The organism is Coleofasciculus sp. C1-SOL-03 (assembly GCF_040220555.1).
Lineage (GTDB): Bacteria > Cyanobacteriota > Cyanobacteriia > Cyanobacteriales > Coleofasciculaceae > Coleofasciculus.
Genome location: NZ_JAVJUO010000058.1, coordinates 35,650 through 48,660, shown reverse-complemented (window position 1 = coordinate 48,660; position 13,011 = coordinate 35,650). Strand labels below are relative to the sequence as shown.

The following is a 13,011-nucleotide window of genomic DNA, read 5'->3' as shown; positions in this document are numbered from 1 at the left end:
GTAGCAGCTATCATCGAGATGAGGCGCGACTTTGAACCCCTTGTTTTGGTTTGGGGTTGAATGGTGAAGGCGTGAATTTCCAGCCCCAGACAGGGCTAATATAAGAGATGCCGAAAACTGCCAATTAATACGCAAAACCTCTATTTGTAGGGTGTGTTAGCGCAGCGTAACGCACCTTGAACACTAGGTTTTGGGAAGGAGCGATCGCAAGTATTAATGTTTGGAGAAGTTGGGCAGTTAAAAATTGGGGAAGGATGTTTGTGGCGGTGCAATCAGGGTGGGTTGGATTATCCAAATACACATAAGATGTAGGGGCGTACCGACGTGCGCCCTCATCCGATTGGGGAATACCATAATGTGATAAATTGTGATTGGATAAAGTTACCTATCCCCCTAATTTAACCTCTGGTGAAATTTAGCCGGAGATAGATAATAGGGTACAGCTTAGGGATAATTGATTCGGTAGGGGCACGATACTATCGTGCCCTAATCTAGTTCTCTTCAGCGGGTATTTATTTGCTATGACACAGCCAAAATTGTGGAACAGATTTGACCATTGAATCGGGCGCACGGGGCGTGTTGGGCGCACGTCGGTGTGTTGGGCGCACGGGGCGTGTTGGGCGCACGTCGGTGTGTTGGGTGCACGTCGGTGTGTTGGGCGCACGTCGGTGTGTTGGGCGCACGGGGCGTGTTGGGCGCACGTCGGTGCGCCCCTACGTTTCGGAATTCATCAAATCAGGTGCGCCCAACCACTACCTTTTTACCGTTACTCCCCACATAAACGACCCATGATCAACTCCCCATTGGCTAATCGATATATCCCCGTGGGTTCAATAATCGGATCACCGATTTTCCAAGGGCGACGAGTTGAGGATGAAGATTCTTCCCCATCTCCCGCAGGGGGAATTGACCTCACGGTCCCGGTCTGATAGGGTGTATCGTAAAGATCCCCAGGACGAAACGGGATACCCCCCGTACCCGTAATAAAGAAGCTACCCCGTTGCGGTTCATGGCGACGGGCGATGCAACTTTCAGCAATCAGTTTGTCGGTGTCGATTTGATTAGTCGATAAGGGGGTGAGGCTGTTGCGAACCGCGCTGTCGTCGGGTAGGGTAATCACGCCTTCCACAGCACCCGTGGCATTAATATCCACTCGGTCATTATGATCCAGGGTATCAGGATCAGTGCCTTTGGGGGCGGGAGCATAGGCAAAACCGAAGAATACGGGAGTATTAAAGGTGATATCGCCGCCTTTGCCATCTTGGGCGAATGCCAGGATATCGCTATCGGCAAATGCCAGGATGGTGTCAGCAGTTAGGGTAATATTACCGCCACCGCCGACTCCATAGGCGACATCGGTTCTGATGTCACTGTCACCAAATAGGCGGATGTCGGAAGCCGTGATGGTAATCGCACCGCCGGCTGATTGAGTTGCGGAGGTTTCAATTGAGCCATTGTTGGCGGTGAGTTGTCCCGTGTCTACTGTGATAGTGCCAGCCGGGGCGACACCTGTTGATTGGGCGAGTAAACGGGCTTGGTTGGTGAGGGTGAAGGATTCGCTGGCGTTGATGGTGAGGCTACCGCCTAAGCCGTCTGGGTTGGCGGAGTCGGTGGAAGCGGATATCGTTGCGCCGTCGGTAATGGTGAGATTTTGGGTATCAATGGTGAGATTTCCGGCGGCACCATCGCCTGTGGTTTCTACGGAGAGTTGTCCTTGTCCGCGAATGGTGATAGATTCCGGTGCGGTGACGCTTAAGCTTCCTCCTTCACCACTACCAGAAGTGGCAGCGGAGATTTTGGCGTTATCTTGAAGGTTAATGGTTAAATTCTGTCCATTTTCAAAGGGTTGCAGGGTTAAGGCACCAGCGGGGGCGACGCCTTCGGTTTCGGCTAATAAGCCTATTTCTGTGCCTTTGAGGTTGATTTGAGAGGCATTGACATTAATACTACCACCTTCTCCTAAGCTGGTGGCAGTGGCGCTGGTGGTGATGGAACCGTTTTCGGCGGTTAGTTGTTCGGTGTTAATGGTGACGTTGCCAGCTTTGGCGGCGTCTGTAGATTGGGCGAGTAAACTGGCTTGGTTGGTGAGGTTGAAGGATTCAGTGGCGTTGATGGTAAGATTACCACCGACTCCAGAGGGATTGGTGGAGGAGGTGGAGGCGGAGATAGAGGCGCTATCAGAAAGATTGAGTCGCTGGGTGTCAATGGATAGGTTGCCAGCAGCACCATCACCCGTGGTTTCCACCGAAAGTTGACCATTACCGCCAATGGTTACGGCTTCGGGTGCAGTGACAGTTAGGCTTCCTCCCTTACCACTACCGGAAGTGGAAGCAGAGATTTGAGCGTTATCGGTTAAGTTGAAGTTAGTTGTGACAATTTCTATATTGCCGCCGTTGCCAGTAGAGTCAATTTCTGTATTGGCAAATAATCCACTATTAGGTCTTGTTTCTGTGATAGCGTTGGCAACCAATCCACTGATTGGATTTGGAAATTTGGCAATGCGGTTGGCATAATTCGGGTCGCTACCAGAAATCGTCACTCGGTCTATTGCGTTGACAAAAATATTGCCAGCTTGTCCCTGAGCAAAGGTTGTTGTTGTCAATTGTCCGCCAGCCGTCGCCTCAAATGTGCTAGTGGCATTCACTGTGATATCGCCTCCCTGCCCATCCCCTTTGCTGCTTGCACTTAAAGCTGCTCCATCTGCAATTCGGAAGGTTCGAGTATCAATGACAATATCGCCAGCGTCAGAAGTGGTATAGGTACTGGTAAATAACCCGGTGGGTAATCCACTACTGGGAACACTGCCTGAGATATCAACAACATCAGCATTGACGTAGATATTGCCTGCATCTCCACGGCCCCCCACACCAGAAACCAGTCGAGCTTCATTGGTTACTGAGAGCGACTCACTGTCGATAATAATATCACCCCCATTTCCACGGTTTTCTACACTAGAAACCAGTCGAGCTTCATTGGTTACTGAAAGCGACTCACTGTCGATAATAATGTCACCACCATTGCCCACTCCTCTATCTTGAGCCACAAGGGTGAATATATCGCTGCCTCTACCATCTAAGGTGACAGTACCACTAGCCTCTATGATTACATTGCCCGCATCCCCCTCTCCAAAAGTGGCAGTAACCAGTTGACCGATTCTAGCGTCGGCAACCTCTGGAGGAATACCAGTCAAAGAAAGTGACCCAGTGGTGATGCGGATGTCACCACCCCTGCCTACTCCTCCTTTTTCCAACCGACTTCTTGCAAAACCGTTATCAAAGGTGACGCTATCTTCGGCATCGATCACTATGTCCCCTGCTCTCCCTTGTCCCTCAATCGTGACGCTGCTGTTGAGTTCAGCACCACCAGTAACCAACAGGGATCTAGTGTTAATATTGATACCGCCACTGTCACCCATTCCTCCGGGACCAACAAGACTTCTGATAGTACTAGAATTATCCACGGAGACGGTATCGCTGGCGTTAATGGTTACACTTCCGGAATTTCCCTGACCAAAAGTGCTGGCATTCAGTTGAGCATTATTGCTGACAGAAAGCGACTCGGTAGTAATGTTGATGTCGCCACCTTGACCTACGGCTTCCTGTGCTACTGTGCTGAAGACAAAACCACGATTAAAGGAGACTGTATCGCCAGCGACTATATTTACATTGCCTGCATTTCCTCGTCCAAAGGTACTGGAACTCAGTCGAGCACCATTCCTCAAGAAGATTGAACCAGCTCTAGCAGTGATATCGATATTGCCGCCTTCCCCTGTTCCATAGTTCTGGCTATTAATCACGCCGCCATTAACTAAAACCGTTCCTGTGTCACTAGTAATAGTGATATCCCCGCCATTGCCAGAACCACGGGAGAAAGAATTGAGGTCGCCTGTTGTAATATTGTCAAAAGCGGTTAGAGCGATCGCTCCTCCATCACCAAAACTTGAAGAGGTTCTTACCGGACCGTCGAGTGTAATACCGCCGCGAGAGTTTATGACAACTGAGGGATTTCCCGCTCCCCCATTCATATAAATTGCTCCCCACCCTCCCTCTAGAGTCTGTGTAACTTCAATATCTCCACTCAATAAGGAGTTAGGCTGATACTGATTTGTTAACAAGACTCTTCCTGCCAAGGGAACTGAAGCAGCATCAGCAAATACAATTGTGCCGATGTTGATATCTGAACTCAATGGGCTAGGAGTGGCATATGCGGGCGCAATAAAAGTGCCGTTACCAGTTAGAAGTGGTCCACCGATTACATCAGAGTTGACTCCAGTGCGAATATCCAGGGTAGGTTCGCTTCTTCCATCAATAGATAAAGTGGTTCCATCTGCTAAATCTACCCTCTCTACTAAACCATTGTCCGGATCTGCACCTTGAATCCAGACAGAGCCGGGAATCTCTACTTTACCTCCCGCCAAAATGTGCAGAGAAGCTCCTCGATAGGCATTGATAAATACATCTCCGCTAGCTCGAATAATTGGGTCATGGGGACTAGATAAATTCCCCAAATTCCCATCCAACTGTTCAATCCGAAAACTCCCCCCACTCCAATAATGTGCATCGCCGCCCACATCAGCCGCACTTCGCAACACTATATCCCCACCGGAAAACAACCCCGAATCCGGATGATTCAAGGCAAAAATATCAATCCCTTGATTTCCCGTTACCAGCAGATTTACCCCAGCCGCAGCAATAAACGGATTGGTTTGACTATCCCGTATCGTTACCGTATCCTGTGCCTGTAGAGTTAAATCCCTCCCCGAACGCAACTGTCCCTGTAAATCCAGAGTCTCCCCATCTAAGGTCAGATTTCGTCCCGTGGTTAAATTCCCCCGATTAGTAATCTTACCCCCCGCCGCTTCTACAGCATTATAAAATAGCGCCCCAGGACTTACCGAGAGTAAACGACTACTGCGAGGTTGAGTGGCACTAAAAACCCCATCCTCACCCAACTCTATCCCCGACGCTGTGGTGGCGACAAAGGAACCTTCTATATCTAAACTGGCATTTTCACCAAATAAAATCCCATTGGGATTGAGTAAAAATAGATTCGCTTCACCTAAAACCCCTAACCTGCCCAATATAGTCGAGACATTATCCCCCGTAACCCGTGACAGGATATTTTCAATCCCATCCGGATTAGCAAAATAAACCCCTCTCCCTTCCCCAATATTAAACTCCAAAAAACTGTGAAACAGATTCGCGCCGCGAGTGGCGCCCCCATCAATTCTGTCACTGAGTATTTCCCGAATCATCACATCGGGGGTAACCACGGAATTTTCCGCCCCCAGGGTATCATCCGGTATCACCTGGGCGAAGACTCCCTCATTTCCCCCGGTTACCAGTGTGCCGATTAATCCGACAGTGCCAATGATAAACGACTGCCAACGCCCACCCAACTTGTTTATTTTCATCATGGCAAACGTCTCCTGAGAACAGTAATGAATTAAGCCATCCGGTTTTGATGTTGATCAGACGCACGTCGGTGTCAGGGCGCACGTCGGTGTCAGGGCGCACGTCGGTGTCAGGGCGCACGTCGGTGTCAGGGCGCACGTCGGTGCGCCCCTACGAATCTGGCAAAAGCGGGATGCTACGTCTGAATTCCAACCTAATCGTAAATTTGGTATCAAATATGACAAAATGCCCCTGAATAATATCTTGGCAAACCCCAAGTTTCGATACCAATTATGCCAGTAAATTTGATAGTTTTCTAGCCTTGTTTACCAAAATACCAGAACGTGATGGAACCTGTGATGCACTTAAGTGCAATCTGGATTGCCGAATTCTGACAAGCGGGTTGCACAATTACGCCAGGGGTATTGCTGAAAACTGCATGGCGACAGGAAGAACCCTTGTTCCAGTTGTTGTCGGAAATGTCTGGAACAATCGGGAATGGTATCTATCGATAACCTCTCGACAAAAGTCGCCCTGGGTTATTCCAGGGGTTTTTGTAGCTTTTGTTACTGTTTTGCTCTTTCTCGGTTCCAGCATCCCTCTAGGAAATGCTCTCGAAGAGTGGTTATTATAAGAGGCGGAGTCTCCCTAAGCTCATTCCCTTCTAAGAATTGGGAACGAGGCAAACGAGGAGGAAAAAAAGCAAGTTTTAGTAACAAAAATTAATTCAATTGGAGAACAAGCGGAAACTGACTAGAATAAAGTTAATCCGATGGTCACTGACTTGGACGCCGGGAAATCAATTTCCGGCTGAAAGCTAAAGTAAGCTAAAGTAAGCTAAATTGAAGGCTTTGAACCCGTTTCAACGGGTTTAAGCTTTTAGCCCGAACTTGAGTTCAGGGCTTCTTAGGTGTTTGTCGTGAGGGTTTCAACGTGGACGCCGGGAAATCAATTTCCGGCTGAAAGCTAAAGTAAGCTAAAGTAAGCTAAATTGAAGGCTTTGAACCCGTTTCAACGGGTTTAAGCTTTTAGCCTGAACTTGAGTTCAAGGCTTCTTACGTATTTGTTGTGAGTGTTTCAACGTTTATGGCGCTAAAGCGCAACTACAAACGAAATGAAAAGCCAACACCGCCGATTCCAAATCCGCCCCTTTCTCCTGGTTCTATTCCTGTGCAGTCTCACTTTCAGTTTGAGTCTAAGTCAGGTTTCCTTTACCCTTACCCCCCTCAAATTTAGCCCCATCGCCACCGCCCAAACCCTTAATCCTAATCAACTCGTCGAACAAGGTATCCAACGCTACAAAAATGGTGATGTTTACGGCGCCATCGAACCTTGGCAAACCGCCTTAACCCACTACCAAAACACCAATAACCCCGCCAGCGCCGCCATTGTTCAAGAAAACCTCGCCCGCGCCTATCAACACCTGAACCAAAGCGAAAAAGCCCTCACCTATTGGGAAAATGCGATCGCCTATTATCGCCAAATCGCTGATACCCCCCAAGTAGCGCGGCTTCTCGTGGAAAAAGCCCAAACTTATACTAATATAGGACAATCCAGAACCGCGATCGCACTTTTATGTAATCCCTCCCCGAACGACTGTACCCCTGATAGCGCTTTAACCCTTGCCCGTACCAGCCAAGACAAACTCACCGAAGCCGCCGCCTTAGGGAGTTTAGGTGAAGCGTTGCGGCGACGAGGCGACTACAAAAGCGCCCTCACCTATCTGCAAGCCAGCTTAAATTTGGCAACAGAAATGGGTAATATCGCCTATCAAACCTCAACCCTAACTCGTTTGGGAAATACCTACCTCAGCCTTGCCAATATCCATTATCGCCGCGCCAACTCTGCAACCATTCGCGGCGATACCATCGAAGCCGATAAACTCAAAAAACAAGCATTAAACTACGACAGCGAAGCCCTCACCGTCTTTCAAACCAGCCTCAACCTCGCCCAAACCCAGAACAATCCCCTGGGACAACTGCGATCGCTCCTCAATGCCATTACTCCAGAATACCGCACCCAGTCTACCCGCCACACCCTCAAACAAGCCCTCTCCCTCCTAGAAACCCTACCCGATTCCCGTGATAAAGTCTATGGGGCGATCGATTTAGCCCACGTCCTGACTCAAGGAGACACAAACGCGACAACCCAATGCGTCACCCCAGAATCCCCCAGCCAAACCTTACACCTCCTGCAACAAGCCGTCGCCATCGCCCAACGCCTCCAAGACAATCGCGCCCAATCCTTTGCCCTCGGTGAACTCGGTCATTTCTATGAATGTCGTCAAAACTACTCCCAAGCCCTAGACTTGACCCAACAAGCCCGATTAGCCGCCGACCAAGACCTGCTAGCCAAAGATAGCCTCTATCTGTGGGAATGGCAAGCCGCACGCCTGTATAATGCCCAAGGAAACCCAACTCAAGCCATTGAAACGTATGATCGCGCGATCGCAACCTTAGAAAGTATCCGAGGTGATATTCTCCTCGCCAATCGCGACATCCAATTCGACTTTCGCGATACCGTTGATCCCCTTTACCGACAACTCATCGAACTCAGATTAGAACGCGCCTCCCTCTCCTCAACCCCACCGGCTGAGAAAACCAAAACCCTCACCTCGGTTCTCAACACCGTTGACTCCCTCAAACTAGCCGAACTTCAAGACTATTTCGGCGGCGATTGTGTCTTAACCGCCTTCAACCAAGAACGAGTGGATTTAGTCGGAGAAAACACCGCCACTGCTGTCTTTAGTTCGATCATTTTACCAGACCGCACCGCCATTATTGCCAGTTTTCCCAACGGTGAAAAACGACTCACCTGGATTAATATTGACCGCGAAACCCTCAGACAAGACATCAATACCTTTCGTCGCGGACTCGAAAGCTTTTTTAGAACCTATAACCCCCAACCCGCCCAGAAACTGTACGACTGGATTATTCGCCCCTTTGCCACCGATTTAGACCAAGCCAACATCAAAACCCTAGTCTTCATTCAAGATGGTATCCTACGCAGTATCCCCATGGCAGCCCTCCACGATGGCGAGAAATTCTTAGTCCAAAACTATGCCATTGCCACTACACCAACCCTAACCCTGACTGACCCCAAAACCCTCAACCGCCAAGACCTCCTAGCATTAGCCTTAGGATTAACCCAATCCGCGATTATCGATGGTCGCGAATTTCCCCCTTTACCGAATGTTTCCTGGGAAATTAATCAGGTAAAAACACTACTCCCTAGAAGTAAAGGATTACTAGATGAAGACTTCACATCAACTCGCTTACAACAGGAATTAAACCAAACCGTTTACCCCATCCTACATATCGCCACCCACGGTGAATTTGGTGGTGATCCCGAAAACACATTTATCGTCACAGGAAACAATGAAAAACTCACCATTACCGAACTGGATAGAAAGCTGCGGACAGTTTCCCGCCGTTCTGAACCCGTAGAACTCCTCACCCTAACCGCCTGCCAAACTGCTGCTGGAGATGACCGCGCCGCCTTAGGTTTAGCGGGTGTCGCGGTGCAAGCTGGTGCCAGAAGTGCTTTAGCTTCTCTTTGGTTTATTGATGATGCCACAACTGCCCAAATTGCCACGGATTTTTATGCCAACTTACGCGATTCTAGCATCAGTAAAGCCGAGGCACTTCGCATAGCTCAAATTTCGTTAATTGAAGCTGGGGGAAGAACGACTCATCCGGCTTATTGGGCGGCTTTTATTCTGATTGGCAATTGGTTATAACTGAGGTCTTGCATCTTGAGCAGTAAGTTCCAGCATCAGCCAATAATATCAGGTCCGGTGGAATACTTACACTATCGGTACAGACAAGGCAGAGGGCAGAAGGCAGAAGGCTCCAAGGGAAGGAGGAAGGTTGCAAGGTAAAAGGGAATAATGACTGTTTGAACGGACATGATATAACTCAAGTTCTTTGCTAAGAGCTTAAATCCGTTTAAATGGACTTAAACTGGAGATGTAGTCAGCTTTAGCTGACTTGAGCTTTTAGCCTTGGGTTTAAACCCAAGGCGGTTTAAGTTAGCATGGCTACACCCCTACACCCTACTACACCCTACACCCCTACACCCTACACCCTACACCCCTACACCCTACACCCTACACCCCTACACCCTACACCCCTACACCCCTACACCCTACACCCCTACACCCTACACCCCTACACCCCTACACCCTACACCCCTACACCCTACACCCCTACACCCCTACCAATGACCAATGACCAATCAACAATCAACAATTACCTGCGTAATTCTTCAACAACTTGTGTCAATCGCTGACCCTGTTCACTGCCATTTTCTGCCGCTTGTAAATTTTCTAACTCAGCTAAATCCTTAAGTAAATCTTCAAGTAAAATACTTGCCTCATTTCCCGACGCTAAAACTTCCGCCAATGCATCATACCACAACCCTGCCTCAGCATATTGCTTCGCTCTTTCTAGGGGATCAATACTATCAGAAAAAATCCCTGGCGTCTGGACAACATCAATATCCGCCCCCGCCACTAAAGCGCTAGAGGGGGAGTTCGGGTTGCACAGAAGCACAACTCTCCAACCGTATCTTTGTCCAACAGATAAACCAGGTTTATCCTTTGGTAACGATAATGTCATGATTCCCGGAGAACTTTGTAGCGGAATTTCCTGGATTACGTTACGACTCCCACTTGACCCATATTCATAGAGTTGAAAGATTATCTCATAAGGTTGAGCATCCGGAACAAACCAAGCGAAGGTGGGATGAGTAGAAGCCGTTTGTCCCACATGGCTTTGAGGGGCAAGGGCTGTTAAACTTATTTGTGCATCACCCGTACAACCGCCTCTTCTCCCTTCTGAACCATCCTCAAAGGGCGACAGCAGATCAGCAGGAGGTTGGTATAGTCGTCCACCCGTTGAACCGGTATGCGTTGGATCAGGTGCGCCCTCTCCATTTTTCTCGTCAGCGAACGCGACACCGCCTAGTATCAATGACAAACTGAGAAAAGCACTGATTAAGAGTTTACCATTAAATTGTTTTGTTAGCCGCCATAAAATTTGTATCATTGTCTTAGCTATTTAACGCTTTATTTACAGCATACAATCCAAAAACTGAGCATCTCATGCCTATAAGTGTAAACCTGATGACAGAATTGGGATGGTTTGATCACAAGATCCCGTTATTGTCCTGGCTGAAAACTACATAGCCTGTTCTGTGCTGATGATTGCCCAAAATTGTAACCCTTTAAACTCCATTGTTTCAGCCATTTGTTTCAGGATATTTAACCCGAACAGGATAAGGCTGTAGAGACGTAGCATGCTACGTCTGGAACAACGTTACCCTAATCCCAGATAATGTTGTCGATACAGGAAAGTTCAGGAAAAGTTCAGGAAAAGTTTATAACTAATATTCTGTTATGTTATGTAAATATAATTGAAGCTCTTACCCATGACAAATGATACAAAATCCGGATTAGCGATCCTTGTTATAACCGGGAGCATGTCAGGGAAAGCATACAATGTTCACGCTAACCTGATGGCGTTGGGTTACTCTTCGAGAAGGCTCCGCCTACGTTCCTCAACCCAACCTACTTGCGTTGATATGCACCCTTATAACCTAGTCCGCGTAGGCGGACTTTGTTTGTTTAGCAGTGATTTCAATCGCCTCCTCTTGCTTACCAGAACCACGCTTTTGCCACAGACCAGGTTAATTCACAAACGGTTCCTTTGGGAGAATTAGGAAACCGCCGAAACGTTCCTCGCAGTTGTCGAGCCAGATTTTTTGCCTGCTGCGTTCCCCGACCTCGCCATTGATCTAAGTTATCAGATAATGCGTCTAAACCCACGCCATTATCGATAATGCGAAGAACATTCTCACCGTTCTCTTGGGTGCAAATTACACTCAGACGAGTCATCCCAACAGCGTATTTCCCTACATTACACAACGCTTCTTCTAAAAATCGGCACAACCCCCGCTTTTGGTCGAGGCTTAAATATCGACTTTCTAGAGGTTCAAATTTATTAATTTTAACTTTAATGGTTTGAAAACAAGGAAAATCACGAGTTATCGTATTATCATAAACTTGATAGAGAATCTCATGAATTGGTGCATGTAAATCTAATTCCAAATTACCTCCTAGATAAATATTTTCACCTTGGGTTAACGTTTCTCGGCGAACGGATTCATAGACGGTGCGAATTTCTTGGTTCAACTGTTTCAGTTCAGATAACAACAGTTCGGAGTATAAATGGTTTTCTTGAGCCGTGCTTAAAATCCGCGCCAGTCTTTGCAAGGGTCCATTGTGGATAGTATCAAATGTATGGTCAATAATAAATTGTCGCTCTTGCAGTCGTAACCTCAAATCCTGTTGATGTCGATAGAATAACCCAGCGGTGAGTCCAGCACCATTAAAAACAAGAGGAAGAATTGCCGGAACCAGGGGAATCCACCACCCTAAAATCAACCCGAAATAACAAATACCCGTTAGTCCAATACTAGCCATCCCCAATCCCACCAAAATCTTTAAAGGGGATTGAAATAGCCGACCCAGACTAATACCGAAAACCCCCCAGGCAAAAATCCACAAATATTCCCATCCATCTGACCAAACCTGTAAAAGGGGACGCCCATCCAGAACAGCACTGATAATTTGACTCACCGCATGAGCTTGAATTTCCGCTCCATAAACCAGTTTAGGGTTAACACCCGTAATCGCCGCCGAATTTACGATATCTTTAACACTGGCAGCCGTTATACCAACTAAGACGATGCGATCGCGAATCCAATCCGGTTCAACATGTCCACTTTTGATATCATTAAGTGAGATCACTCTAAACGGTTTTCGACCACTGCGAAAATTGAGCAAAATCTGATTTCCGCCAGCATCAGCTCTCACATATCCCCCAGAATTGGGTTGAAACCGAGTCAGTTCAGTGGAACCAAACCGGATAGCATTTGGGTCACGAATCCCCGGTTCTAAGGGAATTCCTTGACTAGATAAATAGGTTTGAGCCAGACGTAGCGTCAAAGACAACTTACGCTCTCCCTGAGGAGTAGAAATGCGAAGCAGGCTGCGTCTGAGATAACCATCCCTATCCAGAACCGCATCAGCAAATCCAGCTTGATCAGGAGGCAAATCGGGTGGTGGGCTAACAGTAAACCCCTCGCGATCGCGCAACGCTTTCTCAATCGCAATTAAGTTTTTGCTCTCTCTAAATACTTCAACCAGTTTAGCGTGACCTGGCTCAACGGGTAAGTCTCTAAAGATATCCAGACCAATCACATTCGGTTGATAGTTCTGTAATAGTCTCAGGAGTTCAGCAATATCTTGATCAGGGATAGGATAGGTTCCTACCTGCTGGATATCACCTTCATCAATCCCGACAATCACAATTCGTTCATCCATAGGTTCAGGAGGACGCAGCCGCAGAAAATTATCCAGCGCTACCCATTCCAAAAATTGCAGCGAACCCATCAGACGAGCCAGCATGACCAGTCCAATAATAATCAATCCTGGCAAAGCCCCGACCCGCCAGATGGCAAGTTCTGCTTGAATGTTTCGCCAAAGGTTACGCTGCACAAGGAACAGGGAATAAGGAACTCTTAACCGGAAATAGGCAATAATGACAAAGGACAA

At 47.9% G+C, this 13,011-nt stretch carries 4 protein-coding genes; 1 reads left to right on the top strand and 3 read right to left on the bottom strand.

Annotated features, from left to right (window positions below; genetic code table 11):
* Window positions 1-766: 766 nt before the first annotated feature.
* Window positions 767-5,416, bottom strand: coding sequence for a two-partner secretion domain-containing protein (locus RIE73_RS08425; RefSeq protein ID WP_446400762.1), 4,650 nt, complete (start codon window positions 5,414-5,416; stop codon window positions 767-769).
* Window positions 5,417-6,507: 1,091 nt separating this feature from the next.
* On the opposite strand from RIE73_RS08425, the gene RIE73_RS08420 reads away from it, so the two are divergent.
* The gene (locus tag RIE73_RS08420; RefSeq protein ID WP_446400761.1) at window positions 6,508-9,132 is read left to right on the top strand and encodes a CHAT domain-containing protein; all 2,625 of its coding nucleotides are present in this window, start codon (window positions 6,508-6,510) and stop codon (window positions 9,130-9,132) included.
* A 511-nt stretch (window positions 9,133-9,643) separates the two neighbouring features.
* On the opposite strand, the gene RIE73_RS08415 is transcribed toward RIE73_RS08420, so the two are convergent.
* Together RIE73_RS08415 and RIE73_RS08410 are read right to left on the bottom strand one after the other, a co-directional pair.
* Window positions 9,644-10,441, bottom strand: coding sequence for a DUF928 domain-containing protein (locus RIE73_RS08415; protein WP_446400760.1), 798 nt, complete (start codon window positions 10,439-10,441; stop codon window positions 9,644-9,646).
* Window positions 10,442-11,049: 608 nt separating this feature from the next.
* Complete coding sequence (locus RIE73_RS08410; protein ID WP_446400819.1) at window positions 11,050-12,954, bottom strand: CHASE2 domain-containing protein; 1,905 nt, start codon at window positions 12,952-12,954, stop codon at window positions 11,050-11,052.
* Window positions 12,955-13,011 lie beyond the last annotated feature (57 nt).